The following is a 25243-nucleotide window of genomic DNA, read 5'->3' as shown; positions in this document are numbered from 1 at the left end:
GGGCCCGGGGAGCCGCGGGCGGGTCCGGTGCGGCCCGTGGGGCGGGCTCAGGAACCCGTGAGCCGGGCGAACTTCTCCTCGTACGCCGTCTCTTCCTTCGGCGTGAGCGCCCGGAAGGCGTGGGACTTCGCCGCCATCTCCTTGTCCGGCAGGATCAGCGGGTTCCGGGCCGCCCTCGGGTCGATCTTGGCGAGCTCGTCGCGGACGCCGTCCACCGGGCACACGTAGTTGATGTACGCGGCGAGCCGGGCTGCGGGCTCGGGCTCGTAGTAGTAGTCGATGAGCCGCTCGGCGTTGCGCTTGTGGCGCGCCTTGTTGGGGATGAGGAGGTTGTCCGTGGAGACGATGTAGCCGCTGTCGGGGATGGCGAACTCGATGTCGGGGTTGGCCAGTTTGAGCTGGACGACGTCACCGGCCCAGGCCACGCACGCGGCGATGTCGCCCTTGTCGAGGTCGGCGGTGTAGTCGTTGCCGGTGAAGCGGCGGATCTGCCGCTTGTCGACGGCCTTCTGGAGGCGGGCGATCGCCGCGTCGTAGTCGTCGTCCTTGAAGGCGGCCGGGTCCTTGCCCATGTCGAGCAGGGTCATGCCCACGGTGTCGCGCATCTCGGAGAGGAACCCGACCCGGCCCTTGAGCTTCGGCTCGTCGAGCAGCTGCGAGACGGAGGTGATCTCCTTGCCGCCGGTCGCCTTCTTGTTGTACGCGATGACGGCGGAGATGCCGGTCCAGGGGTAGGAGTACGCGCGTCCGGGGTCCCAGTCCGGCGAGCGGAACTGGGCGGACAGGTTGGCGTAGGCGTGGGGCAGCTGGGCCGCGTCGAGCTTCTGCACCCAGCCGAAGCGGATCAGCCGGGCCGCCAGCCAGTCGGTGACGCAGATCAGGTCGCGGCCGATGTCCTGGCCCGCGGCGAGCTGCGGCTTGACCTTCCCGAAGAACTCGTTGTTGTCGTTGATGTCCTCGGTGTACTTGACCGTGATGCCGGTGCGCCTGGTGAACGCGTCGAGGGTGGGCCGCCGCTTGGCGTCGTCCACGTCCATGTACTCGGTCCAGTTGGAGAAGTTCACGCGCTTCTCCTTCGCCGAGCGGTCCTCGGCGGCGATGCCGCCCGTGCCCTTGCCCGCGGCGGGGATGCCGCAGGCGCTCAGGGCGCCGAGCCCGCCCGCGGCCAGCGCGCCGCCGGTGGTGGCGCGCAGGAGTGAGCGGCGGGTGAGCGCGGCCCGGCCGCTGGTCAGGCCGCGCCGCAGGGCGGCCCGCTGGGCCGGGGAGAGGCGGTCGGGCTCGTACTGCTCCATGCGCTGGTCTGCCCTTTCGGGAGGGTCCCTTGCGGGAGGGTGAGGGGCGGGCGCCGCCCGGTCTCGCGGCGCCCGGGCCCGTGCTGACTATCGGTCCCCGAAGATCGTGCGGTGCCAGTCCTTCCTGGCCACCGCGGTGTTGTCGAACATGACGTGCTTGATCTGCGTGTACTCCTCGAAGGAGTAGGCGGACATGTCCTTGCCGTAGCCGGAGGCCTTGTAGCCGCCGTGCGGCATCTCGCTGAGGATCGGGATGTGGTCGTTCACCCAGACGCACCCGGCCTTGATCTCGCGCGTCGCGCGGCCCGCGCGGAACACGTCGTGGGTCCAGGCGGACGCGGCGAGCCCGTACGGCGTGTCGTTGGCGAGCCGGATGCCCTCGTCGTCGCTGTCGAAGGGCAGCACGACGAGGACGGGCCCGAAGATCTCTGCCTGGACTACCTCGCTGTCCTGCGCGGCGCCGGTGATCAGCGTGGGCTTGTAGTAGGCGCCGGGGTGCTCGGGGGCCTCGCCGCCGGTGACCACGCGCGCGTAGCCGCGGGCCCGCTCCACGAAACCGGCGACGCGGTCGCGGTGGGCGTGCGAGATCAGCGGGCCCAGGTCGGTGGCGGGGTCGCAGGGGTCACCGAGCCGCACGGTCGCCATCAGGTCGGCGACCCCGGTGACGAAGGCCTCGTACAGCGGCCGCTGGACGTAGGCGCGGGTGGCGGCCGTGCAGTCCTGGCCGCTGTTGATCAGGGCGCCCGCGACGGCGCCGTGCACGGCGGACTCCAGGTCGGCGTCGTCGAACACGACGAAGGGCGCCTTGCCGCCGAGCTCCAGGTGGAGGCGCTTGACGGTGGCGGTGGCGACCTCCGCGACCCGCTTGCCGACGCCCGTGGAGCCCGTGAAGGAGGTCATGGCCACGTCCGGGTGGCCCACGAGGTGCTCACCGGCGTCGCGGCCCGCCCCGGTGACGACGTTGACGACCCCGTCCGGGATCCCGGCTGCGGTCGCCGCCCGCGCGAACATCAGCGAGGTCAGCGGCGTCAGCTCGGAGGGCTTGAGGACGATGGTGTTCCCGGCGGCGATGGCGGGGAGCACCTTCCAGGCGGCCATCTGGAGGGGGTAGTTCCAGGGCGCGATGGACCCCACCACGCCGATGGCCTCGCGGCGCACGTAGGACGTGTGGTCGCCGCCGTCGTACTCCCCCGCGGACTGGCCCTGGAGGTGGCGGGCCGCGCCCGCGAAGAAGGCGGTGTTGTCGACGGTGCCCGGGACGTCGAACTCGCGGCTCAGCTTGATCGGCTTGCCGCACTGGAGGGTCTCCGCCCGGGCGAGGTCCTCGGCGCGGGCGGACAGCTCGGCGGCGAAGCGGTGCATCGCGTCGGAGCGCTCGCCGGGGCTCGCGCCCGCCCAGCCGGGGAACGCGGCGCGCGCGGCGGCCACGGCCGCGTCCACGTCCTTGGCGCCCGCCAGCTCGTAGCCGAGCACCTCCTCACCCGTGGCCGGGTCCACGACCGCGTGGTGCCCTCCCGAGGTGCCGTGGGTGAGCCGCCCCGCGATGTACTGCGCGCCGTCCGCGAAGTGCTCCCGTGCCGGAAAGAACTCATCGCGCGCCTGGAATGTGTGCATGCCGCTCTCCTCCGCCGCCCGGCCTCGATGAGGGGGTGGCGTCGTTCCAGATCGATTTGAGTGCCGATCCTGACAGAGGGTCGATAGTCCAACAAGTGATTCCGTAGTTGCCTTTTGGTTAAGCGACGGAATCTGTCGACCAGGTGTCGAGTCCCCCCGGAAAAGCCCGGACGGAATGTCCGTGGCGCGTGCCAGGGTGGCGTGCATGAGCGAGACCACGGGGGCGGCTGCCCTGCCCGGCACACACTCCGACCTGCGTTCCGACCTCCCTTCCGGCCTCCGTTCCGGCCTCCGTTCCGGCCTCCGTTCCGGCACGGACGACATCCGCTCGGCGGCGGCCCTGACGGCCGCGGTGCGGGCGGGTCGGCACGTGAAGTACGTGTACTTCTGGGGGCACACCCCGCGCCGCGACGGCACGCTCGGCGCGAGCTGCTTCAGCCAGTGGTGGCCCTCGCCCTTCACCGCCGACGGGGTCTCCTACGCGACGGCGGAGCACTGGATGATGGCCGCCAAGGCCCGTCTGTTCGGCGACGCGGAGGCCGAGCGCGCGGTGCTCACCGCCCGTACGCCCGCCGAGGCGAAGCGGGCCGGGCGGCTCGTGCGCGGCTTCGACCCGGCCGTGTGGGAGCGGGAGCGGTTCGCCGTCGTGACCGAGGGCAGCGAGCGGAAGTTCGCCTCCGACGCGGCGCTGCGGGCGTATCTGGTCGGCACCGGCGACCGCGTCCTGGTCGAGGCCAGCCCCGTCGACCCCGTCTGGGGCATCGGCCTGGCCGCCGACGACCCCCGGGCCCAGGACCCGGCCGCTTGGCGCGGCACGAACCTGCTGGGCTTCGCCCTGATGGCCGCGCGGGAGCGCTTGCGCTGAGCTCAGCCGTGCCCGCCGCTACCGCGGCGGGATTTTCCCGCCCACCCACCCCACACACCCCGGCTCCGGCAGCCCAGCCCCGACGCGGAGCGCCGCGGCCGAGTGGGCACCGCCCCGCCCGCGCCGCCGAGCGCGTGTCTACCATGACCCGGACCCCACGCGGGTCACCCGATCAGCCGATCAGCCTTGTTCCGGGGAGGAACCATGACCGAGACGACGACCACAGCCCGAGCTGAGAGCTTCATCGCGGGCCTGCCGAAGGCGGAACTGCACGTCCACCACGTCGGCTCGGCGTCCCCCCGCATCGTCTCGGCGCTCGCGGCCCGCCACCCCGACTCCAAGGTGCCGACGGACCCCGAGGCCCTCGTCGACTACTTCACGTTCACGGACTTCGCGCACTTCGTCGAGGTGTACCTGTCCGTCGTCGACCTCATCCGCACCCCCGAGGACGTCCACCTCCTCACCTACGAGGTGGCCCGCGAGCTCGCCCGGCAGAACGTGCGCTACGCCGAGCTGACCATCACCCCGTACTCCTCCACCCGCCGCGGCATCGACGAGCGCGCCTTCATGGCCGCCATCGAGGAGGCCCGCAAGACGGCCGAGGCGGAGCTGAACGTCGTCCTGCGCTGGTGCTTCGACATCCCCGGCGAGGCGGGCCTCGTCTCGGCCGAGGAGACCGTGCGCCTCGCCACCACCGACGGCATCCGCCCCGAGGGCCTGGTCTCCTTCGGCCTCGGCGGCCCGGAGATCGGCGTGCCGCGCCCGCAGTTCAAGCCGTACTTCGACCGGGCCATCGCCGCGGGCCTGCGCTCCGTGCCGCACGCGGGCGAGACCACGGGCCCCGAGACGGTCTGGGACGCCCTGACGCACCTGCGCGCCGAGCGCATCGGCCACGGCACCAGCTCCGCCCGGGACCCCAAGCTCCTCGCGCACCTCGCGGAGCACCGCGTCCCGCTGGAGGTCTGCCCGACGTCGAACATAGCGACGCGCGCGGTCACCACGCTCGACGAGCACCCCCTGAAGCAGTTCGTGGACGCCGGGGTCATCGTGACGATCAACTCCGACGACCCGCCGATGTTCGGCACGGACCTCAACACGGAGTACGGCGTCGCCGCCCGCCTCCTCGACCTCGACGAGCGCGGCATCGCGGCCCTCGCGAAGAACGCCGTGGAGGTGTCCTTCCTCGACGAGGCGGGCAAGCGCCGCATCAGCGAGGAGATCGACGCGTACACCGAGACGTGGCTGTCGCGCTGATCCCCGCCCCGCCCCCCGGGCCACAATGAGCCCATGCGCACCCTGACTGCCGTGGCCCACCGAGGCGATCCCTACCACGTCCGCGAGAACACCCTGCCGTCCCTGAGGTCGGCGTTCGACCGGGGCGCGGACGCGGTGGAGATCGACGTCCGCCTGACCGCCGACGGCGTCCCCGTGCTGCTGCACGACGCCGCCCTCGACCGGCTGTGGGAGCACGACCGGCCGCTGGCCGTGCTCTCCGCCGCCGAGGTCCGGGGCGTCACCGGGGGCGGCGTACCCACGCTGGAGGAAGCGCTCAAGGAGACCGCGGGGCGCCGCGTCCTCGTGGACCTTCCCGACCCGGCGCCGGACACGGTCCGTACGGTCGTCGGCGTCGTCGGCGAGTGCGGCGCGGCGGACCGCGTGTACTACTGCGCGGGGCCCGCCGCGATGCTCGCGGTGCGGGCCGCGGACCCGGCGGCGGAGATCTCGCTGACGTGGAAGTCGCTCGCGCCGCCGCGCCCCGCCCTGCTGGCCGCGATCACCCCGCGCTGGCTCAACTACCGCTTCGGCCTCGTGAGTCGGGAACTCGTCGACCACGTCCACGGGCAGGGGTACCTGATCTCCGCCTGGACCGCCGACACCCGTCGCACGATGCGTAAGCTCGTGTCCCACGGAGTGGACTCGATCACCACGAACCGCATGGACGCGCTCGCCACCGTGCTGGGGCGGCGGAGCCAGGGGACGGGGAAGGAACCGCAGGCGTGACGGCAGACAGCACCGGCAGGATCCGCACGGACATCGCGCACAACGCCCGGGTGTGGAACTACTGGCTGGGCGGCAAGGACAACTACCAGGTGGACCGGGCGGTCGGCGAGCAGGTCACCAAGATGTTCCCCGCCATCGGTGAAGTGGCCCGCGCGGACCGGGCGTTCCTCGGCCGGGCGGTCACCCACCTCGTGGGCGACCTGGGCATCCGCCAGCTCCTCGACATCGGCACCGGCCTGCCCACCGCCGAGAACACCCATGAGGTGGCGCAGCGCCTGGCCCCGGACGCCCGCGTCGCGTACGTCGACAACGACCCGATCGTGCTGACCCACGCCCACGCGCTGCTCACCAGCTCGCCCGAGGGCGTGACCACGTACATCGACCAGGACGCCCGCAACGCGCGCGAGATCGTGGAGGCCGCCGCCGCCACGCTCGACCTGACCCGGCCGGTCGCCGTGCTGCTGCTCGGCATCCTCAACTTCATCCCGGACACGGACGACACGTGCCGGATCGTACGGACCCTCATGGACGCGGTGCCGTCGGGCAGCTACCTCGTCGTCACCCACCCCACCCTGGACGCCGACGTCGGCGGGGCGGGCAACCAGGCCGCGATGGACTTCTGGAACGAGAACGCCACGCCGCCGATCACCGGCCGCACCCGCGCCGAGTTCCAGGCCTACTTCGACGGCCTCGACCTCCTCGCCCCGGGCATCGAGGCCTGCTCCCGCTGGCGCTGCCCCGAGGCCCCCGCGGTCCCCCAGTACGGCGCGGTAGCCCGCAAACCGTAGCCCGCCCCGACCACGTCAGCCCCCGGCCCGGCCGAACGGCGGCACGATGGCCCGCGCGTCCACACCGCCGCCCACCCACAGCCCGATGAGCAGCGCCGCCGTCGCCTCCACGAGCCCGGACCGCCCGAGGCCGCCGGCGTCGTACGGCTCGCACCCGAGGGCGCGCACCAACTCCCCCACGGTGTCGCGCGCTCCGGCGTCGTCGCCGCACACCGGCACCGCGAGCCGCTGCCCGTCGAAGACCGGCGGGGTCAGCCGCCAGACGCTCTCGTGGCACAGGTTGAACGCCTTGACCACGCGAGCGCCGGGCGCGGCGGCCGCGAGCCGCTCGGCGGCGGCCGGACCCCGCTCCGTGAGCAGGGCGAAGCCCTCCCCCACCGGGTTGCAGCAGTCCACGAACACCCGCCCGCGCAAGGCGTCGGCGAGCCCGGTCACCACCTGATCGCCCACCTCGTACGGCAGCGCGAACAGCACGGCGCCGTCGCCGAACTCCGCCGCGTCCCGCAGCGATCCGTGTCCGACCGCCCCGATCCGCGCCGCGAGCCCGGCCGCCCGCGCCGTGTCCCGCCCGCCCACGAACACCTCGTGCCCCGCCCGCGCCCACTGCCCGCCGAGCGCGTCCGCCATGTTCCCCGTGCCGAGTATGCCGATCCGCATGCCTGTTCCTCCCCGTCGTCACGCCCCTGACCGGGGCACGACACGACAGTAGGAAAAACCTCAGGCACCATTCGGTACGTGAGCGAACCCCATGACTTCCTCGCCGACTGCCGCGCCCGGCTGGCCTTCGACCTGCTCTCCCACACCTGGAACGCCGTGGCCCTCTGGGCCCTGCGACACGGCCCGCGCCGCCCCGGTGAACTGCGCGAGCAGATCGGCGGCATCAGCTCCAAGGTACTGACCGAGACGCTGCGGCGCCTGGAGTACAACGGCCTGGTGACCCGCCGCTCGTACCCCGGCTCCCCGCCACACGTGGAGTACGCCCTCACCGCCCTGGGCCGCACCCTGCTCCCACCCATCGAGGCGTTCGGCGCCTGGGCCTTCACCCACGGCGACGAGGTCCTGGCAGCCCAGGACCGAGCGAAGGCCTCGTAGCGGAGGGGAAGCGCCCCCCGTGGGGAGCGCCCCGGGGGGGAAGCGCCCCGTAGGGGCGCGGGGAACTGCGCGCCCAGCCCCCACGGCCCAGCAGACGAAACCCCGCCCAATCCAGCGAAGCGCCTACGCGTTGGTACCGCCGTCCACCGTGAAGTCCGCCCCCGTGATCGAGCGGCCCCCCGGCCCTACCAGGTGGGCCACCGTGGCAGCGATGTCGTCCGCCTCCGCGTACCGGCCGAGCGCGGACAGGCCCCGCTGAAAGTCGGCGCCCTCGCCGTCCGCCGGGTTCATGTCGGTGTCCGTGGAGCCGGGGTTGACGAGGTTGACGGTGATCCCGCGCGGGCCGAGCTCGCGGGCGAGGGCCTTGGTGAAGCCGATGAGGGCGGACTTGCTCATGGAGTACAGGACGATGCCGGGGAACGGCACGCGGCCCACGAGGTTGCTGCCGACGCTCACGATGCGCCCGCCCTCCGGCAGGTGCGCGAGCGCGGCCTGGGCGCCGAGGAAGGCCGCGCGGGCGTGGATCGCCAGGGTGCCAGCTCGTCGAGGCCGACCTCCTCGAACGGCCCGCTCGGGAACACGCCCGCGTTGTTCACGAGGATGTCGAGGCGGCCGAGCTCGCGCGCCGCCCGCTCCACCGCCCCGGTGACCGCCTCCGCGTCCGCCGCGTCGGCCTGGACGGCCACCGCCCGCCGCCCGAGCGCCTCCACCTCGGCGACGACGGCCTCGGCCTTCGCCTTCCCCGCGGGGCTCACGTAGGTGAACGCCACGTCGGCCCCGTCCCGCGCGCGGCGCCGTCGAGGCGGTCCTGCGCGAGAACGCGCGCGCGTGCACCGGCCCGGACAGACCGGCCGGTTGCATGATCGTGCTTGCCGCCACCAACTGCTCACCGGCGAACGCACCGGTGCGCGAACACCTGGCGGCCTGGCGCAGAAGCGGCGCCGAGATGATGGCCGACCGCCTGCGCCGCGGCGTCGAGGAGGGCGAACTCCCCGCCGCCACCGACACGGAGGCCGTGGCGGCCTTCTACACCACGGTCGTCCAGGGCATGTCCGTCCAGGCCCGCGACGGCGCGTCCCGCGCGACCCTGGACAAGACGGTGGACCGGGCGATGGCGGCCTGGGACGCGGTGCTCGCGCCCGGCGCGTAGCGCCACGCGGCCGCGCGGCGCGGGCCTACAACCCCACCAGGGCGTTCCACCGGCGGGCGAACTCCGTGCGTTCGTCGGACGTGATGTCCCGGGCGATGGCGAGGCGTCGGCGCATCGCGTCGTCGGGGAAGACCAGCGGGTCCTCGGCGAGGGCGGCGAGGTCCTTGTCCTTGGAGGAGGCGAGGACGTCGCGGGCGGCGGGCACGGGGCAGACGTAGTTGACCCAGGCGGCGAGCTCGGCCGCGACCTCGGGGTCGTAGTAGTGGTCGATCAGGCGCTCGGCGTTGGCCTTGTGGCGGGCGAGGTTGGGGATCATCAGGGACTCGGCCCACAGCTCGGCGCCCTCCTCGGGAACGACGAACGCGATGTCGGGGTCGTCGGCCTGGAGCTGGATGACGTCGCCGCTGTAGGCCTGGCAGGCGAGGACGTCGCCGCTGGCGAGGTCCTTGATGTAGTCGTTGCCGGTGAAGCGGCGGACGTGGTGGCCGCGCACGCGCTTCTCCAGGCGGTCGCACATGCGGTGGAAGTCGTCCCCGGTCCACTTCCCGATGTCGACGCCGTCGCCCTGCATGAGGAGCGCGAACGCCTCGTCGAGCCCGGACAGGAGCGTCACCCGGCCCTTCAGGTCGTCGGCCCACAGGTCCGACACGTGCCGGATCTCGCGGCCGAGCCGCCGCTTGTTGTACGCGATGCCGGTGATGCCGGACTGCCAGGGCACGGAGTACCGGCGCCCCTCGTCGAAGTGCGGCGTGCGCAGGATCGGGTCGAGGTGCGCGGCCACGTTGGGCTGCCGGGAGCGGTCCATCTCCTGCACCCAGCCCAGGCGCACGAAGCGCGCGCACATCCAGTCGCTGATGACGACGAGGTCCCTGCCGGTCTCCTGATGGTTCATCAGAGAGGGGCTGATCTTGCCGAAGAACTCGTCGTTGTCGTTGATCTCCTCGGTGTAGCGGACGTCGACGCCGGTCCGCTTCTCGAAGGCGTCGAGGGTGGGGCGCCTGGTCTTGTCCTCGTCGTCGGTGTCGATGTACAGGGGCCAGTTGGCGAACGTCAGCTTCTTCTCCCGGCCGGAGAGGTCCTTCGCGGCGCGGTCCGAGGCGTCGACGTACGCGGCGGGCACCCCGCAGCCCGCGAGGGCGCCGAGGACCCCGGCCGCGCCGATGCCCTTGAGGAACGTACGGCGTGCGGCAACTGTCATGCCCCCACCCTCACTTCACGCACGAGGGGCGGGCAATGGACAAGGTGTCCACCGCCCGCCCCGAAGACGACTCAGAACGTCAGCCCCACGCGGGGCCCCGACGTCAGTCGAGCGACGTCATGACGTGCTTGATCCGGGTGTAGTCGTCGAAGCCGTAGGCGGAGAGGTCCTTGCCGTAGCCGGACTTCTTGAAGCCGCCGTGCGGCATCTCGGCGACCAGCGGGATGTGCGTGTTGATCCAGACGCAGCCGAAGTCGAGGGCCTTGGACATGCGCATCGCGCGGGAGTGGTCCTTGGTCCACACCGAGGAGGCGAGGGCGTACTCCACGCCGTTCGCGTAGGTGACGGCCTGGGCCTCGTCCGTGAAGGACTGGACGGTGATGACCGGGCCGAAGACCTCCTTCTGGATGATCTCGTCGTCCTGCTTGAGCCCGGAGACGACGGTCGGCGCGTAGAAGTAGCCCTTCTCACCGACCCGGTGGCCGCCCGCCTCGACCTTGGCGTGCGCGGGCAGCCGATCGATGAAGCCGGAGACCTGCGCCAGCTGGTTCGCGTTGTTCAGCGGGCCGTACAGCACGTCCTCGTCGTCGGGCAGGCCGGTCTTGGTGTCGGCGGCGGCCTTGGCGAGGGCGGTGACGAACTCGTCGTGGATGGACTCGTGGACGAGCACCCGGGTCGCGGCCGTACAGTCCTGGCCCGCGTTGAAGAAGCCCGCCACCGAGATGTCCTCGACGGCCTTGGCCAGGTCGGTGTCCTCGAAGACCACGACGGGCGCCTTGCCGCCGAGCTCCAGGTGGACGCGCTTGAGGTCCTTGGCGGCCGACTCGGCCACCTGCATGCCCGCGCGCACCGAGCCGGTGATGGAGGCCATCGCCGGGGTCGGGTGCTCGACCATCATGCGGCCGGTGTCGCGGTCGCCCGTGACCACGTTGAAGACGCCGGGCGGCACGACGGAGCCGATGATCTCGGCCATCAGGACGGTCGACGCCGGGGTGGTGTCCGACGGCTTGAGGACGACCGTGTTGCCCGCGGCGAGCGCCGGGGCGAACTTCCACACGGCCATCATCATCGGGTAGTTCCACGGCGCGACCTGCGCGCAGACGCCGACCGGCTCGCGGCGGACGATGGAGGTCAGACCCTCCATGTACTCACCGGCGGCGCGGCCCTCCAGCATCCGGGCCGCGCCCGCGAAGAAGCGGATCTGGTCGACCATCGGCGGGATCTCTTCGGAGCGGGTGAGGCCGATCGGCTTGCCCGTGTTCTCGACCTCGGCGGCGATGAGTTCCTCGGCGCGCTCCTCGAAGGCGTCCGCGATCTTCAGCAGCGCCTTCTGCCGCTCGGCGGGCACCAGGTCGCGCCAGGCCGGGAAGGCGTCGGCGGCGGCCTTCATGGCCGCGTCGACGTCGGCCTGGCCGGACAGCGGCGCCACGGCGTACGCCTCACCGGTCGCCGGGTTGATCACCTCGGTGGTCCGTCCGTCGGCCGCGTCCCGGAATTCTCCGTTGATGTAGTTGCGCAGACGGCGCAGCTCGGTGCTCACTTCCGGCCCTCCAGTCAGTGTCCAGTGGATGAGACACCCACCCTAGTCCGTACACCGACGCTTTCAACATACCCAGCTGCCCAGGACTGCGAAATCCGCAAGCCAGGAGTCGCACGGCAACGAATTTCATTGATCCGGCCTTGCGTAACTGACGAGACCTCGTGCACAGTGAGGTCGTGGCCAGTCGAAGCACAGACCCCAGCAGCCCTCGCGAGGGGGCGACCACCCGCACCACCACCGGTGGCGGCCGCGGCCAGAGCGGATCGCCCTCGGTCGACGCCGTCTCCCTGGCGATCATCGAACAGCTCCAGGAGGACGGCCGCAGGCCGTACGCCGCCATCGGCAAGGCCGTCGGCCTGTCCGAGGCGGCCGTGCGCCAGCGCGTCCAAAAGCTCCTGGACCAGGGCGTGATGCAGATCGTCGCCGTGACGGACCCGCTCACCGTGGGCTTCCGCCGCCAGGCGATGGTCGGGATCGACGTGGAGGGCGACGTGGACCCGGTCGCCGACGCCGTCGCCGCGATGCCGGAGGCGGAGTACGTGGTGATGACCGCGGGCTCGCACGACCTGCTCGTGGAGATCGTCTGCGAGGACGACGACCACCTGCTGGAGGTCATCAACAAGCGGATCCGCGCGCTCCCCGGCGTGCGCTCGACCGAGAGCTTCGTCTACCTCAAGCTGAAGAAGCAGACCTACATGTGGGGAACCCGATAGCCGTGAGCAAGGACCTCAGCAAGACCGCGTACGACCACCTGTGGATGCACTTCACGCGCATGTCGTCGTACGAGAACTCGCCCGTGCCCACCATCGTGCGCGGTGAGGGCACCTACATCTACGACGACCAGGGCAAGAAGTACCTCGACGGTCTCGCGGGCCTGTTCGTGGTCCAGGCCGGGCACGGCCGCCGTGAGCTGGCCGAGGTCGCCGCCAAGCAGGCCGCCGACCTCGCCTTCTTCCCCATCTGGTCGTACGCCCACCCGAGCGCCGTCGAACTGGCCGAGCGCCTGGCCCACTACGCCCCGGGCGACCTGAACAAGGTCTTCTTCACCACCGGCGGCGGCGAGGCCGTCGAGACCGCCTGGAAGCTGGCGAAGCAGTACCACAAGCTCACCGGCAACCACACGAAGTACAAGGTCATCTCGCGCGCGGTCGCCTACCACGGCACCCCGCAGGGCGCCCTGTCCATCACCGGCCTCCCGGCCCTGAAGGCCCCCTTCGAGCCGCTGGTCCCCGGCGCGCACAAGGTCCCCAACACCAACATCTACCGCGCCCCGATCCACGGCGACGACCCCGAGGCCTTCGGCCGCTGGGCCGCCGACCAGATCGAGCAGGAGATCCTCTTCGAGGGCCCCGAGACCGTCGCCGCGGTCTTCCTGGAGCCGGTGCAGAACGCGGGCGGCTGCTTCCCGCCCCCGCCCGGCTACTTCCAGCGCGTGCGCGAGATCTGCGACAAGTACGACGTGCTGCTGGTCTCCGACGAGGTCATCTGCGCCTTCGGCCGCCTCGGCACGATGTTCGCCTGCGACAAGTTCGGCTACGTCCCCGACATCATCACCTGCGCCAAGGGCATGACCTCGGGCTACTCCCCGATCGGCGCGGCCATCGTCTCGGACCGCATCGCCGAGCCGTTCTACAAGGGCGACAACACCTTCCTGCACGGCTACACATTCGGCGGCCACCCGGTCTCCGCCGCCGTCGGCCTCGCCAACCTCGACCTCTTCGAGCGCGAGGGCCTGGGCCAGCACGTGCTCGACAACGAGAGCGCGTTCCTGACCACCCTCCAGAAGCTGCACGACCTGCCGATCGTCGGCGACGTCCGCGGCAACGGCTTCTTCTACGGCATCGAGCTCGTCAAGGACAAGGCCACCAAGGAGTCCTTCACGGACGAGGAGTCCGAGCGCGTGCTCTACGGCTTCGTCTCCAAGAAGCTCTTCGAGTACGGCCTGTACTGCCGCGCCGACGACCGCGGTGACCCCGTCATCCAGCTGTCGCCGCCGCTGATCTCGGACCAGTCCACCTTCGACGAGATCGAGGGCATCGTCCGCCAGGTCCTGACGGAGGCCTGGACCAAGATCTGACCCGGCACACACCGGCCCGGGCGCACCCATCCGAGTGAGATGGGTGCGCCCGGGCCGCGTCCTTGTCCGGGCTCCCGCCCCCACTACCTAGCGTGCCCAGTGACCGATCGGCCCAGCCTTCGTTCCCCCGTACGGGGGAGGCAATCTGATCTGAACCGAGGTGTACGCCCATGGTGGCCCCGCCGGACAACGACGTGCTGTGGGCTCGTGCCCTGCACGTCACGCTCAACGGCACTCCCGCACTCACCGGCGTCTCGCTCGGTGTCCGCGAGGGCGAGATCCTCGCCGTCGGCGGCCCGCGCGGCAGCGGCAAGACGACGCTCCTGCGCTGTCTGTCCGGCCAGCTGCCGCCGCAGCGGGGCGAGGTCTGGTTCAACTCCACGCCCGTGCACACCATGGGCCCGCTGGTCCGGGAGCGGCTGCGCCGCGACCGCTTCGGCTGGATCGACCCCGCGCCCTCGCTCGTCCCCGAGCTGACCGGCTGGGAGAACGCCGCGCTCGCGCTGCTCCTGCGCGGCACCCCGCACCGCACCGCCAAGCGCGCGGCCCTGGAGTGGCTGGAGCGCCTCGACGCGGGCGACTGCGCCCGCAAGCGGCCGCACGCCCTCACCCGCGCCGAGTGCCAGCGCGTGGCCGTCGCCCGCGCCCTCGCCGCGGCCCCCGCCGTCCTCTTCGCGGACGAGCCCACCGCGCCGCTGCACAGCACCGACCGCGCGCACGTCCTGCGCACCCTGACGACGGCCGCCCGCTCGCACGGCATCACCGTCGTCCTCGCCACCCACGACGCGGAGGTCGCCGCCCTGGCTGACCGCACGGTGGCCCTGCTCGACGGCAGACGCGTGCATACCTTGCACCTGCCCGGTGAGGAGCACGGGGCCGCCGCCGCTGCGGAGGGCGGCGGGGCTGGGGCCGGGGCCGCGCGCGGGGCCTCGGAAGAGCCGGGCGGATCCGGCGGGGCGGTCGCCTCGGGCGGGACAGGTGTCTCGGGCGGGACAGGTGCCTCAGCGGGTGGGCCGGGTGTCTCCGTGGGCGGGCCGGGTGCCTCCGCAGGCGGGCCGGGTGTCTCCGCAGGCGGGCCGGGCGCCTCCGTGGGCGGGCCGGGCGCCTCCGCGAGTGAGCCGGGTGTCTCCGTGGGCGGGCCAGGCGCCTCCGCGGGCGGGCCAGGCGCCTCCGCGGGCGGGCCAGGCGCCTCCGCGGGCGGGCCAGGCGCCTCCGCGGGCGAGGCTGGAGACGACGAACGGCCCGGTGCCGTCGCCGGTGGGCCAGGGGGCTCCGGGCGGCCCGGCGGGTCCGACGCGGAAGGCCGGGCCGCGTGCTCGCTCTCCGTCTAGCGCGCGGCGCCCACCCCCTGGTCCTGCTGCGCCGCCTGCTCGTCGCCGCCGCGGCGGCCGGGACCGGGTTCCTGCTCCTGTGCGCCCTCGGCTACGGCCTCGGCCACCCCGGCTCCGGCGGCGCCGCGGCGCGCCTGGCCTGGTGCGCGCTGCCGCTCGCCGCCACCGGCTACTTCGCCGTCGCCGTGGCCCGTACCGACCCCGGCACCAAGCCGCGCCCCGGGCTCGCCTCGGTCGGCCTCGGCCCCGGGCGGCTGATGGCCATCTCGGCCATGACCACGGCGGTGGCCTGCACCCTCGGGTCCATGGTGGCGCTGCTGTTCTTCCTGCACCTGCGCGGCGACCTCACCGGCCTGCCGTTCGACGGCGCCGCCGCCCAACTCCTCGCCGCCGACCGGCCGTTGCCGCTCGCCGCCGCGCTCACCCTGCTCGCCCTCGCCCCACTCGGCGCCTGTGGCGCGGTCGCGCTCACGCTGCGCCCGCGGCGCACGAAACCCGGCGCGGAGCCGCCCGACCCCGACGCGCCGCCCCCAGCGCCGGGCGGCCTGCCGTGGGGCGTGGCCCTGCTCGCGGCCGGGCTCGCCGTCGAGACGTACGCGAGCGGCGCCGACGCGGCACCGGGCCTGCGCATGCCCGGCGGCATCGACGGCGGCCCGGCCGGGGTGCTCGCCGGGTGGGCGCTCACCGCGATCGGCCTCGCGCTCGCCGGGCCCGGCCTCACCCACCTGTGCGGGCGCGTGCTCCAGGCCGTGCGGCCCGGGGCGCTCCGGCTGCTCGCCGGGCGGGTCCTGATGCGGGAGGCGCGGCGGATCGGCCAGCCCCTCGGCGTGGTGTGCGCGGTGGCGTCGGGCGCCTACGCGCTCACCACCCTGCACGCGGCGGGCGGCCGCGCGGACATCGGCCCGCTCACCGCCCTCGGCGCACTCCTGGTCGCGGGCTGCACGGTGCTCACCCTGGCCACCGCGGCGACCGAGGCCCGCCGCGCCCGCGCCTCGACCCGGGCGGCGCTGGTCCGCCTCGGGGCGCCCGCGTCCCTGCTCCGGGGCTCCGCGGCCCTGCGCGCGGGCGTGCTCGCGGCCACGTTCGGCCCGCTGACCTGGCTGGTGGCACAGCTCTCGGCGATGCCGCTGACGGCCTGAGGCGCCGCTCCCGGGGCCCTCTGGCCCCGGGAAAGGGCGCGCCGGGGGTGCTCACGCGAGGGCCCGCCCCGTCCGCTCGAAAAAACTTCCGCACGACCGATGAGTTCAAGACCGCCCCTCCGTCTACCCGTCTGTAAGACACACCGCACCCCACCCGAGCGGGAGACACCTCATGTACCAGCAGATGATCTTCGTGAACCTGGCCGTGTCCGACGTCGACGCCTCCAAGAAGTTCTTCACGGAGCTCGGCTACACGATCAACCCCCAGTTCACGACGGACGACTGCGCCTGCGTGGTCATCAGCGACACCATCATCGCGATGCTGCTCGGCACGGCGCGCTACCGGGACTTCACCACCAAGGAGATCGCGGACTCCACGAAGACCAGCGAGGTCCTGCTCTGTCTCAGCGCCGAGAGCCGCGCCGAGGTCGACGCGGTGGTCGACAAGGCCGTCGCGGCGGGCGGCACCGCGGGCCGCACCCAGGACTACGGCACCATGTACGGCCGCAGCTTCGACGACCTCGACGGCCACACCTGGGAGATCATGTGGATGGACCCGGCCCAGGTCGAGGGCTGACCCCACCGTCCCCGCCGCCGGGTGCCTAGCATGGGCGGATGCTCCCCTCCGCAGCATCCGCCCCGCACCCCGGCGACCGCGAGATCGAGACGCTCGCCGCGTTCGACGAGGTCGTCGCGGCACACGGCTCACTGGCCGGATACCGCGTCCAGGCCGTCGATCTGACGGACCGTACGGAAGCGCTGCTGGCCGTGGACACCACGGACGCCGTCTTCCTGGGCTGCCCCATGCGCGAGGAAGCGGCGGCCCGGGTCCGTGCCTCCGGCGCCCTGGTCTTCCCGCCCGTGCCGGGGCTGCCCTTCGACCCCTACCTCGCCCGCCTCTACACACCGGGCGACCTGTTCGCGGGCCTCGCCGACGGCGGGTACGACGCGACACCGGACGCCCGCGCGTACGCCTGGTTCCAGCGGACCAAGGCCGACGGCGACGTCTTCGCCTCCATGCTGCGGGCGGTCCACGACGACTCCGTCTCCGACGCGCTCGACGAACTCCTGCACGGCGCGCGGGTCGTGGGCGTCATGGGCGGCCACGCGATGGGCCGCGGCACGGACGCGTACGCGGGCGCGGCCCGGCTCGGCCGCTCCCTCGCGCGGGCCGGTCTCACGGTGGCGACGGGCGGCGGGCCCGGCGCGATGGAGGCCGCGAACCTCGGCGCGTACGCCGCCCCGTACGACGACACCATGCTCGACGAAGCCCTCGAACTCCTCGCCAAGGCGCCGTCGTTCACCCCGTCGGTGACCGAGTGGGCCAAGGCCGCGTTCGCCGTGCGGGAGCGGTGGCCGGACGGCGGAGCGTCCGTCGGAATCCCCACCTGGTTCTACGGCCACGAGCCGCCGAACGCGTTCGCCGCGCACCTCGCGAAGTACTTCGCCAACGCCACGCGCGAGGACGGACTGCTCGCCCGCTCGAACGCGGGCGTCGTCTTCCTGCCCGGCGCCGCCGGCACGGTCCAGGAGATCTTCGACAACGCGACCCCCAACTACTACGAGTCCCGCGGCGAGCCCACCCCCATGATCCTGGTCGACCGCACCCACTGGACCACCCACCTCCCGACCTGGCCCCTCCTCCAGGCCTTGGCAACCAACCGCCCGATGGCGCAACGGATCGCACTGGTGGACGACATGGAGGAGGCAATTGCGTCCCTGCTGTGCGCAATCGTCCCGCAGGGCGAGTGGGGCATCCCCTGCTCGAGCGAAGCCGAGAGCTTGGGGAAGGGTGGGCACAGCGCCTAGGTGCCGCCCAGCCGTTCAACAGGGCCCCGCACGGACGAGGCTCAGCCGAACGAGGCCCTCGCCAGCCAGAACTCCAGCAGCCCCCGATCCCCCCGCACCTCGACCCGCCCGGAATCCAGCCCCCGCCGCCGATAGAACGCCAGCAACACCTCGGTCAGAGGCCCCCGCAGCACGACATCCGCCCCAGCACCCCCACGCGCCCACGCGACCCCGTCCGGCCCGAGCGTAATGAGCCACTCCACCCCGGCGTCCACCGCGTGCAGCCCCAGCGTCCGCCCCTCCCCCACCAGCTCCGCAGCCCGCGGATCCGCCTTCGCCAGCTGCACGAACCGCACGATGTCCAGCCACTCGTCGATGGCGTCGGCGGCCACGTCGGGCGCCACCTCGTACGGGGCGCCCACGGCGATCGCCGCGTCCGCCCGGTGGATCGCCACCTCGTGCGTCATGCGCCGCGCCCAGAACCCGGCGGTGGCCTCCCCTGCCCAGGACCACACGGGCGTATCGGCATCGGCGCCCCGCAGCGTCGCGTCGAACATCTCCGCCGACTCGGCCAGCCACGCGTCGAGCGCGGCCACGCCCCCGCCCTCGGGCCCGTCGAAACCGGGCACCCGCGCGTCGGGGATGTGCTCCGTCGCCCGGGTCCGCACGTGCAGCTCGACCCAGCGCACGGCACCGCCCGTGTGCCGTACGAGCCGGTCGAGGGTCCAGTCGGGGCAGGTGGGGACGGTCACCGACAGATCGGCGCCGTCCAGGGTCGCCCGCAGACTCTCCAGCTGCGCGGCGACCTGGTCGCGGTAACGCTCGTACGGAAGGCTGGTCATGGGCCGAGCCTAGGCCGTCGCTCCCCGCCGCAGCACGACGATTTCCTCCACCGCGAAGCGCACGCCCACGCGCGCGCCCGGCTCCGGCGCGTCGCGCAGTCCGCACGCGGCCTCCAGACGGGGCGCGCCCTCACCGCCGACCGGCTCCAGGCGCACGGCGACGTGCGTGCCCCGGAACGTCCGCCCCGTCACCACGCACGCGAGCCCGTCGTCCGCCCCCACGAGCCGCACTCCGGCGGGGCGTACGAGCAGTCGGCAGGGGCCGTCCGCCGTGCCGTCCGGCACCGGCACCTTGCCCCACACGGTCGCGGCGGCCGGTCCCGTGACCGTCGCGTCGACCACGTTGTCGAAGCCGAGGAAGCGCGCCACGAACTCGTCGGCGGGCCTGCGCCACACCTCAAGAGGCGTACCGGACTGGGCGATCCGGCCGTCCCGCATCACCACGACCCGGTCGGCGAGCGCGAACGCCTCGCCCTGGTCGTGCGTGACAGCGAGCACCGTCGTCCCCAACTCCTGGAACAGCTCCCGCAGTTCGGCGACCAGGCGCTCCCGAAGGGACCGGTCGAGCTGGCCGAGCGGCTCGTCCAGCATCAGCAGGCGCGGCCGGGGCGCGAGCGCCCGCGCGAGCGCGACCCGCTGCTGCTCACCGCCCGACAGCGAGGCGACCGCCCGCTTCTGCGCCCCCGGCAGGCCCACCAGATCGAGGAGTTCCGCCACCCGCAGCGCCTGCTCGGCGCGCGGGACACCGCGCATGCGCAGGCCGAAGGCCACGTTGCCCGCCACGTCGCGCTGCGGGAAGAGCTGGTGGTCCTGGAACATCAGGCCGACGCCCCGCTTGTGCGCGGGCACCCCGGTCTGGTCGCGGCCGCCGAGCACGACCCGCCCGGAGTCGAGCGCCTGGAGCCCGGCGACCACCCGCAGCAGGGTGGACTTGCCGCTGCCGCTCGGCCCGAGCACGCACACGATCTCGTGCTCGGCGACATCGAGGCCGACCCCGTCAAGGGCGGTGTGCGCGCCGAAGCGCACGGTCGCCTCGTCGAGCCGCAGCAGCGCGCCCGGCACGGCGTCCACGGAGGCCGTGGCGGTCATCAGAACTCTCCCGTCGTACGGTCCGTGCGCAGCCGCTCCAGGAGCAGGAGCGACACCGCGCACACCACCATGAGAATCGTCGAAAGGGCCATGGCCTGCCCGTAGTTGAGGTCACCGGGGCGACCGAACAGGGTGGCCACCGCGACCGGCAGGGTCGGGTTGTCCGGCCGCGCGATGAACACCGTCGCGCCGAACTCGCCGAGCGACACCGCGAAGGCGAACCCGGCCGCGATGAGCAGCGCCCGGCGCACCAGCGGCAGGTCGACCTCCCGCCAGGCCCGCAGCGGCGAGGCCCCGAGCACGGCCGCCGCCTCGCGCAGCCGCTCGTCCACGGCGCGCAGCACGGGCAGCATCGTACGGACCACGAACGGCACGCCCACCAGGGCCTGGGCGAGCGGCACCAGGAACCAGGACGCCCGCAGGTCGAGCGGCGGTTCGTCCAGGGCGATGAGGAAGCCGAAGCCGACCGTCACGGCGGACACGCCGAGCGGCAGCATCAGGAGCGCGTCGAAGCCGCGCACGAGGCGGCCCGCGCGCCGGGTCAGCGCGGTGGCCGCGAGCCCCCCGACGACCAGGGCGATGACGGTGGCCACGGCCGCGTACGTCAGGGAGTTCCCGATCGCCTCGACGGGCGGCACCAGGAAGGCCCCGCCCTCCGTCGAGGTCAGCTGCCGGTAGTACGCGAAGCCGTACCCCTGTGGGCCGTCGAGGGAGCGCTGCACCAGGACGCCGAGCGGCAGCACGATCAGCACGGCCACGGTGAGCAGCACGAAGCCGAGCAGCCCCCACTGCCCGGCCCCGCGCGGCCTGCGCGCCGTGGTCGCGGCGTCGACGAGGCGGAGCGTGCTCTCGCGCCGGCGCACGGTCCAGGCGTGCACGGCCAGGACCCCGCCCACCGCCGCGAACTGCACGAGGGTGAGGACGGCGGCCGTCGGCAGGTCGAGCAGGTTGGCCGTCTGCCGGTAGATCTCCACTTCGAGCGTCGCGTACGTGGGTCCGCCGAGGATCTGCACGACGCCGAAGGACGTGAACGTGAACAGGAAGACCATCAGCGCGGCGGCCGCCACGGCGGGCGCGAGCGCGGGCAGCGTCACCGTGCGCCACGCGCGCGTGCGCGAGGCCCCGAGCATCCGCGCGGCCTCCTCCTGGCGCGGGTCGAGCTGGGCCCACAGCCCGCCGACGGTGCGCACGACGACGGCGTAGTTGAAGAAGACGTGAGCGAGCAGGATCGCCCACACCGTGGTGTCCAGACGGACGCCCCACAGCTCGTCGACGAGCCCGCCGCGCCCGATCAGCGCGAGGAAGGCGGTGCCCACGACGACGGTCGGAAGGACGAACGGCACGGTGACGACGGCCCGCAGCACCTGTTTGCCCCGGAAGTCGAAGCGCGCGAAGACGTACGCGCCGGGGAGCGCGAACAGCAGGGTGAGCGCCGTCGACGCGAGCGCCTGCCAGGTGGTGAACCACAGCACGTGCTGGATGTCGGACTGCCCGAGCACGTCCGCGATCCGCCCGAACTGCCAGGCGCCGTCCACCTTCAGGCCGCGCGCGACGATCGCGGCGACCGGATAGGCGAAGAAGACGGCGAAGAACGCGACGGGCAGGGCCATGAGCCCGAGCCGCGCCGCGCCTCCCCGCGACGGCCGCCAGCCCTTACGGGCCGGGGCCTTCGCTACTTCAGTACGAGCGAGGTCCACGACTTGACCCACGGCTCACGGTTGTCGGCGATCTTCTTGGGGGCCATGGTCCGGGGGGCGGCGACCTCGACGCCGTGCTCCTGGAAGAGCTTCGGCACCCGCGCGCCCTCCCGCACGGGGTTCACGAACATCTGGAGCGGCATGTCCTCCTGGAACTCCTTGCCGGACAGGAAGTCGAGCAGGGCCTTGCCGCCCTTGGCGTTCTTGGCGTTGCTGAGCAGGCCCGCGTACTCGGTCTGCCGGAAGCAGGTGCCGGTCGCGACACCGGTCGGGGCCTGCTTCGGCTGCGGCTTGGCGTACAGGACCTCGACGGGCGGCGAGGAGGCGTACGACACGACGAGCGGCCGGTCGCCCTTGGCCTTCCTGCCGCCCGCGGAGCCGGAGAACTCCTGGTTGTAGGCCTGGTCCCAGCCGTCGACGACCTTGACGCCGTTGTCCTTGAGCTTCTTCCAGTAGCCCTGCCAGCCGTCGTCACCGTACGCGGCCGCGGTGCCGAGCAGGAAGCCGAGGCCGGGCGAGGACGTGGAGGCGTTCTCGGTGACCAGGAGGTTCTTGTACGCGGGCTTGACCAGATCGGCGAAGGTCTTCGGCGGCGCGAGCTTCTTGTCGGCGAAGTACTTCTTGTCGTAGTTCACGCAGATGTCGCCGCTGTCGACGGGCGTCACGCGGCGCTCGCCCTTCGCGAGCCGGTACTCCGGCTTCACCAGGCCCGCGTCCTTGGCCTCGTACGGCTGGAAGAGGCCGTTGTCGAGGGCGCGCGAGAGCAGGGTGTTGTCGACGCCGAAGAAGACGTCGCCCTGGGGGTTGCCCTTGGTGAGGATCGCCTTGTTGACGGCCTGGCCCGCGTCGCCGTCCTTGAGGACGCGGACCTTGTACCCGGAACGCTTCTCGAAGTCCTTCAGGACGTCCTTGGAGACGTTGAAGGAGCCGTGGCTGACCAGCGTGACGTCCTTGGACCCCGACGAGGAACCGCCGGAGTCGCCGCCGGAGCCGCACGCGGAGACGGCGACGAGCCCGAGGCCCACCGCGACCGCGGTGAGCGTGGCCTTCTTGGTGGTGCTCACGTGAGTTCATTCCTCCTGGAGTGACCAGGAGAAGACGCGGCCCTGCCCGCGGACCGGGCGGTTCGCGGGCAGGGCGCAACAGCTTGAGTGGTGACCGAACTTCCTACCCGGAATGACCCGGGCGAGGTTCAGAGGGTCTGCGGCCGGCCTGTGTCAGGTGCCGCACTCTCAGCGCTGTGGCGCTCCCCTGTCGGAATATGCAGATGTTCCGGCCAGCGTACCGCGCTAGCGTTCGGCAGCCGCGAGCTGTCCACAGGCGCCGTCGATCTCCTGACCTCGGGTGTCGCGGATGGTCACGGGCACGCCGTGGGCGGCGATGGCCTCGACGAAGGCCTTCTCGTCCTCGGGGCGCGAGGCCGTCCACTTCGAGCCCGGCGTGGGGTTCAGCGGGATCAGGTTGACGTGCACCGGCTTGCCCTTGAGGAGGCGGCCGAGGCGGTCACCGCGCCAGGCGTGGTCGTTGATGTCGCGGATCAGGGCGTACTCGATGGAGAGCCGCCGCCCGGACTTCGCGGCGTACTCCCAGCCCGCGTCCAGGACCTCGCGGACCTTCCACCGGGTGTTCACCGGGACGAGGGTGTCGCGCAGCTCGTCGTCGGGGGCGTGCAGGGAGATCGCCAGGCGGCACTTGAAGCCCTCGTCGGCGAAGCGGTGGATGGCGGGCACCAGGCCGACCGTCGAGACGGTGATGCCGCGCTGGGACAGGCCCACGCCGTCGGGCTCGGGGTCGGTGAGGCGGCGGATCGCGCCGACCACCCGGTTGTAGTTGGCCAGCGGCTCGCCCATGCCCATGAAGACGATGTTGCTCAGCCGCGCGGGGCCGCCCGGGATCTCGCCGTCGCGCAGGGCCCGCATGCCGTCCACGATCTGGTGCACGATCTCGGCCGTGGACAGGTTCCGGTCGAGGCCCGCCTGGCCCGTGGCGCAGAACGGGCAGTTCATGCCGCAGCCCGCCTGGGAGCTGATGCACATCGTCACCCGGTCGGGGTACCGCATGAGCACGGACTCGACGAGCGTGCCGTCGAAGAGGCGCCACAGGGTCTTGCGCGTGGTGTCGTCGTCACAGCTGATGTGCCGCACGACGCTCATCAGCTCGGGAAGCAGCGCCTCCTGGAGCTTGCCGCGAGCCCCGGCCGGGATGTCCGTCCACTGCTCGGGGTCGTGCGCGTACCGCGCGAAGTAGTGCTGCGAGAGCTGCTTGGCGCGGAACGGCTTCTCGCCGATGGCGGCGACGGCCTCCTTGCGCTCGGCGGGCGTGAGGTCGGCGAGATGCCGCGGCGGCTTCTTGGCTCCGCGGGGCGCGACGAAAGTGAGTTCTCCGGGCTTGGGCATGATGACTCCATTGTCCCAGAGATACGACAAGGAGCCCGCCGCCTGTGGACAACGGGCTCCTCACGCAAGAAACACCAGGTCAGCCGAGCTGGACCAGTGGGGTTGCGCCACCCCGGGGAGGCAGGGCCACCCCGGGAGGGCAGGGATCACCCCGACCCGACGAACACCACCAGCAGCAGCCACACCACCGGGGCCGTCGGCAGCAAGGAGTCGAGCCGGTCCATGATGCCCCCGTGGCCCGGCAGCAGCGTGCCCATGTCCTTGATGCCGAGGTCCCGCTTGATCATGGACTCGCCGAGGTCGCCGAGCGTCGCGCTCGCGGCCACCGCGAGGCCGATCAGGAGGCCCTGCCACCACGTGCCGTCGTCGATCATGAAGTGCATGCACAGCGCGCCCGCCGCCATGGCGAAGGCCACCGCGCCGAGCAGGCCCTCCCGGGTCTTTCCGGGGCTGATGCGCGGCGCCAGCTTGTGCTTGCCGAACCGCCAGCCGACCGCGTACGCCCCGGTGTCGCTGACCACGGTCAGGATCAGGAAGGTGAGCACCCGCTGCGGGCCGTCGTCGGCGGTGAGCATCAGCGCCACGAAGGTGGCGAGGAAGGGCACGTAGAAGGCCGCGAAGACGCCCGCGGTGACGTCCTTGAGATAGCCCTCCGGTGGCTCCGTCATACGCCAGACGAGTACCGCGAGCGCGGTGAGCGCCATCGCCACCCAGGCGCCCTCGGCGCCGCGCACGTACCCGGCGACGACCATCGCCGCGCCGCCCACGGCCAGCGGCACCAGCGGCGCCTTGATGGCCTTGCGCTCCTGCAGACGGGAGGTGAGCTCCCACAGGCCGACCACGACGGCGACCGCTATGACGCCGACGAAGACGGCCTTCTCGAAGAACAGCGACGCGAGGATGACGGCACCGAGGCCCACGCCGACCCCTATGGCCGCCCCGAGGTCGCGCCCCGCGCTCTTCTTCTGGGGTGCTGGGGCGGGCTGTGGTGCGCCGGTCATGGGCTCCTGCGGCTTCTGCGCGGGGTTCGAAGAGTGCGCCGCGTGCGCTGCGTGCGCGGTCTCGTCACGGAACAGGGGGCCGCTCGACTGAGCAGCCCCCCGGTCGTCGTCCTGGTGTCCGCCGCTCGCGGCTACGTCGGGAACGATGGGCATGGGCTGAGTCTCTGACGGATTCAGCGCGTGCGCATCGTGTGCGGGACCCACCGGGGCAGCACCCTGGAGCGGCCCCTGGTCGGGCGCCCCCCAGTACCCGGCTCTGGACGGCGCCCCCCAGGAAGTGTCGTTCACGGAATCGGATTCCTCAGACCTAGATCAGACGTCGCTCGACTCGGCAGACCCCACG

Annotated in this window: 22 protein-coding genes, 2 pseudogenes and 1 riboswitch; of the genes and pseudogenes, 12 read left to right on the top strand and 12 right to left on the bottom strand. The window is 72.6% G+C overall.

Translation table 11 applies throughout. From position 1 onward, the window contains the following. Window positions 1–47 precede the first annotated feature (47 nt). Window positions 48–1292, bottom strand: a complete 1245-nt coding sequence (locus ACIG3E_RS19815) for a PotD/PotF family extracellular solute-binding protein (RefSeq protein ID WP_399617745.1) — start codon at window positions 1290–1292, stop codon at window positions 48–50. 87 nt (window positions 1293–1379) lie between these two features. Then, window positions 1380–2906: a gamma-aminobutyraldehyde dehydrogenase gene (locus ACIG3E_RS19810; protein ID WP_399617742.1), complete on the bottom strand. Its 1527-nt coding sequence runs from the start codon at window positions 2904–2906 to the stop codon at window positions 1380–1382. 205 nt (window positions 2907–3111) lie between these two features. On the opposite strand from ACIG3E_RS19810, the gene ACIG3E_RS19805 reads away from it, so the two are divergent. From ACIG3E_RS19805 to ACIG3E_RS19790, 4 genes are all read left to right on the top strand, one after another. After that, window positions 3112–3771, top strand: coding sequence for an NADAR family protein (locus ACIG3E_RS19805; RefSeq protein WP_399617739.1), 660 nt, complete (start codon window positions 3112–3114; stop codon window positions 3769–3771). Between the two features lie 204 nt (window positions 3772–3975). Further along, window positions 3976–5025, top strand: coding sequence for an adenosine deaminase (locus ACIG3E_RS19800; RefSeq protein ID WP_399617736.1), 1050 nt, complete (start codon window positions 3976–3978; stop codon window positions 5023–5025). A 33-nt stretch (window positions 5026–5058) separates the two neighbouring features. Then, window positions 5059–5772: a glycerophosphodiester phosphodiesterase gene (locus ACIG3E_RS19795; protein WP_399617733.1), complete on the top strand. Its 714-nt coding sequence runs from the start codon at window positions 5059–5061 to the stop codon at window positions 5770–5772. Further along, window positions 5769–6560, top strand: a complete 792-nt coding sequence (locus ACIG3E_RS19790) for an SAM-dependent methyltransferase (protein ID WP_399617730.1) — start codon at window positions 5769–5771, stop codon at window positions 6558–6560. The genes ACIG3E_RS19795 and ACIG3E_RS19790 overlap by 4 nt, the downstream gene beginning before the upstream one ends. 15 nt (window positions 6561–6575) lie before the next feature. On the opposite strand, the gene ACIG3E_RS19785 is transcribed toward ACIG3E_RS19790, so the two are convergent. Beyond that, window positions 6576–7217 carry an NADPH-dependent F420 reductase gene (locus tag ACIG3E_RS19785; RefSeq protein WP_399617727.1) on the bottom strand — a complete coding sequence of 214 codons (642 nt, stop codon included), beginning with the start codon at window positions 7215–7217 and terminating at the stop codon, window positions 6576–6578. 78 nt (window positions 7218–7295) lie between these two features. Here ACIG3E_RS19785 and ACIG3E_RS19780 point away from each other — a divergent pair, with 78 nt between their 5' ends. Continuing rightward, complete coding sequence (locus ACIG3E_RS19780) at window positions 7296–7652, top strand: winged helix-turn-helix transcriptional regulator (RefSeq protein ID WP_399617724.1); 357 nt, start codon at window positions 7296–7298, stop codon at window positions 7650–7652. Between the two features lie 123 nt (window positions 7653–7775). Here ACIG3E_RS19780 and ACIG3E_RS19775 read toward each other — a convergent pair. Beyond that, a pseudogene (locus tag ACIG3E_RS19775) lies at window positions 7776–8542 on the bottom strand (SDR family NAD(P)-dependent oxidoreductase). Here ACIG3E_RS19775 and ACIG3E_RS19770 point away from each other — a divergent pair. Continuing rightward, window positions 8512–8802, top strand: a complete 291-nt coding sequence (locus ACIG3E_RS19770) for a TetR family transcriptional regulator C-terminal domain-containing protein (RefSeq protein ID WP_399617721.1) — start codon at window positions 8512–8514, stop codon at window positions 8800–8802. The pseudogene ACIG3E_RS19775 and the gene ACIG3E_RS19770 sit on opposite strands and share 31 nt — an antisense overlap. Before the next feature lie 25 nt (window positions 8803–8827). Here ACIG3E_RS19770 and ACIG3E_RS19765 read toward each other — a convergent pair whose 3' ends face one another. Both ACIG3E_RS19765 and ACIG3E_RS19760 read right to left on the bottom strand, forming a co-directional pair. After that, window positions 8828–10000, bottom strand: a complete 1173-nt coding sequence (locus ACIG3E_RS19765) for a PotD/PotF family extracellular solute-binding protein (RefSeq protein ID WP_399617718.1) — start codon at window positions 9998–10000, stop codon at window positions 8828–8830. 103 nt (window positions 10001–10103) lie between these two features. Further along, on the bottom strand, window positions 10104–11540 hold the full coding sequence (locus ACIG3E_RS19760; RefSeq protein ID WP_399617716.1) for a gamma-aminobutyraldehyde dehydrogenase: 1437 nt from the start codon (window positions 11538–11540) through the stop codon (window positions 10104–10106). Window positions 11541–11701: 161 nt separating this feature from the next. On the opposite strand from ACIG3E_RS19760, the gene ACIG3E_RS19755 reads away from it, so the two are divergent. The 6 genes and pseudogenes from ACIG3E_RS19755 (at window position 11702) to ACIG3E_RS19730 (ending at window position 17896) form a co-directional block, all read left to right on the top strand. After that, window positions 11702–12253, top strand: a complete 552-nt coding sequence (locus ACIG3E_RS19755; protein WP_399617713.1) for an Lrp/AsnC family transcriptional regulator — start codon at window positions 11702–11704, stop codon at window positions 12251–12253. Next, window positions 12238–13617, top strand: coding sequence for an aspartate aminotransferase family protein (locus tag ACIG3E_RS19750; protein ID WP_399617710.1), 1380 nt, complete (start codon window positions 12238–12240; stop codon window positions 13615–13617). The genes ACIG3E_RS19755 and ACIG3E_RS19750 overlap by 16 nt, the downstream gene beginning before the upstream one ends. Before the next feature lie 170 nt (window positions 13618–13787). Beyond that, window positions 13788–14507 (top strand): annotated as a pseudogene (locus ACIG3E_RS19745) (ABC transporter ATP-binding protein); the annotation flags it as partial. Between the two features lie 422 nt (window positions 14508–14929). Next, complete coding sequence (locus ACIG3E_RS19740) at window positions 14930–16087, top strand: hypothetical protein (RefSeq protein ID WP_399617707.1); 1158 nt, start codon at window positions 14930–14932, stop codon at window positions 16085–16087. Window positions 16088–16259: 172 nt separating this feature from the next. Continuing rightward, window positions 16260–16664 carry a VOC family protein gene (locus ACIG3E_RS19735; protein WP_399617704.1) on the top strand — a complete coding sequence of 135 codons (405 nt, stop codon included), beginning with the start codon at window positions 16260–16262 and terminating at the stop codon, window positions 16662–16664. 38 nt (window positions 16665–16702) lie between these two features. Beyond that, complete coding sequence (locus ACIG3E_RS19730; RefSeq protein WP_399617701.1) at window positions 16703–17896, top strand: LOG family protein; 1194 nt, start codon at window positions 16703–16705, stop codon at window positions 17894–17896. A 41-nt stretch (window positions 17897–17937) separates the two neighbouring features. Here ACIG3E_RS19730 and ACIG3E_RS19725 read toward each other — a convergent pair whose 3' ends face one another. The 6 genes from ACIG3E_RS19725 to ACIG3E_RS19700 all read right to left on the bottom strand — a co-directional run bounded on the left by ACIG3E_RS19725 (window position 17938) and on the right by ACIG3E_RS19700 (window position 25188). Next, complete coding sequence (locus tag ACIG3E_RS19725) at window positions 17938–18717, bottom strand: maleylpyruvate isomerase family mycothiol-dependent enzyme (protein WP_399617698.1); 780 nt, start codon at window positions 18715–18717, stop codon at window positions 17938–17940. A gap of 9 nt (window positions 18718–18726) precedes the next feature. After that, window positions 18727–19806 (bottom strand): ABC transporter ATP-binding protein, encoded by a 1080-nt coding sequence (locus ACIG3E_RS19720; protein ID WP_399617695.1) that lies wholly within the window; start codon window positions 19804–19806, stop codon window positions 18727–18729. Beyond that, window positions 19806–21503, bottom strand: coding sequence for an ABC transporter permease (locus tag ACIG3E_RS19715; protein ID WP_399617692.1), 1698 nt, complete (start codon window positions 21501–21503; stop codon window positions 19806–19808). Before ACIG3E_RS19715 ends, ACIG3E_RS19720 begins: the two co-directional genes overlap by 1 nt. Further along, a complete protein-coding gene (locus ACIG3E_RS19710; protein ID WP_399617689.1) occupies window positions 21479–22567 on the bottom strand; it encodes a thiamine ABC transporter substrate binding subunit in 1089 nt (362 codons plus the stop codon). Before ACIG3E_RS19710 ends, ACIG3E_RS19715 begins: the two co-directional genes overlap by 25 nt. 82 nt (window positions 22568–22649) lie before the next feature. Continuing rightward, window positions 22650–22766: riboswitch (TPP riboswitch) on the bottom strand. A gap of 26 nt (window positions 22767–22792) precedes the next feature. Beyond that, window positions 22793–23899: a 23S rRNA (adenine(2503)-C(2))-methyltransferase RlmN gene (gene rlmN, locus ACIG3E_RS19705; protein WP_399617685.1), complete on the bottom strand. Its 1107-nt coding sequence runs from the start codon at window positions 23897–23899 to the stop codon at window positions 22793–22795. 146 nt (window positions 23900–24045) lie between these two features. Continuing rightward, the gene (locus ACIG3E_RS19700; protein WP_399617682.1) at window positions 24046–25188 is read right to left on the bottom strand and encodes a phosphatidate cytidylyltransferase; all 1143 of its coding nucleotides are present in this window, start codon (window positions 25186–25188) and stop codon (window positions 24046–24048) included. Between the last annotated feature and the right edge of the window lie 55 nt (window positions 25189–25243).

The sequence above is a fragment of the Streptomyces sp. NPDC053474 genome, assembly GCF_044544845.1.
Lineage (GTDB): Bacteria > Actinomycetota > Actinomycetes > Streptomycetales > Streptomycetaceae > Streptomyces.
This window is presented reverse-complemented; position numbering and strand designations above follow the sequence as displayed.

Excerpts from the sequence above, each read along its gene's own strand:
- ACIG3E_RS19815 (WP_399617745.1), bottom strand. The coding sequence starts at position 1,292 with ATGGAGCAGTACGAGCCCGACCGCCTCTCCCCGGCCCAGCGGGCCGCC.
- ACIG3E_RS19810 (WP_399617742.1), bottom strand. The coding sequence starts at position 2,906 with ATGCACACATTCCAGGCGCGCGATGAGTTCTTTCCGGCACGGGAGCAC.
- ACIG3E_RS19805 (WP_399617739.1), top strand. The coding sequence starts at position 3,112 with ATGAGCGAGACCACGGGGGCGGCTGCCCTGCCCGGCACACACTCCGAC.
- ACIG3E_RS19800 (WP_399617736.1), top strand. The coding sequence starts at position 3,976 with ATGACCGAGACGACGACCACAGCCCGAGCTGAGAGCTTCATCGCGGGC.
- ACIG3E_RS19795 (WP_399617733.1), top strand. The coding sequence starts at position 5,059 with ATGCGCACCCTGACTGCCGTGGCCCACCGAGGCGATCCCTACCACGTC.
- ACIG3E_RS19785 (WP_399617727.1), bottom strand. The coding sequence starts at position 7,217 with ATGCGGATCGGCATACTCGGCACGGGGAACATGGCGGACGCGCTCGGC.
- ACIG3E_RS19770 (WP_399617721.1), top strand. The coding sequence starts at position 8,512 with ATGATCGTGCTTGCCGCCACCAACTGCTCACCGGCGAACGCACCGGTG.
- ACIG3E_RS19765 (WP_399617718.1), bottom strand. The coding sequence starts at position 10,000 with ATGACAGTTGCCGCACGCCGTACGTTCCTCAAGGGCATCGGCGCGGCC.
- ACIG3E_RS19735 (WP_399617704.1), top strand. The coding sequence starts at position 16,260 with ATGTACCAGCAGATGATCTTCGTGAACCTGGCCGTGTCCGACGTCGAC.
- ACIG3E_RS19730 (WP_399617701.1), top strand. The coding sequence starts at position 16,703 with ATGCTCCCCTCCGCAGCATCCGCCCCGCACCCCGGCGACCGCGAGATC.
- ACIG3E_RS19725 (WP_399617698.1), bottom strand. The coding sequence starts at position 18,717 with ATGACCAGCCTTCCGTACGAGCGTTACCGCGACCAGGTCGCCGCGCAG.
- ACIG3E_RS19720 (WP_399617695.1), bottom strand. The coding sequence starts at position 19,806 with ATGACCGCCACGGCCTCCGTGGACGCCGTGCCGGGCGCGCTGCTGCGG.
- rlmN (WP_399617685.1), bottom strand. The coding sequence starts at position 23,899 with ATGCCCAAGCCCGGAGAACTCACTTTCGTCGCGCCCCGCGGAGCCAAG.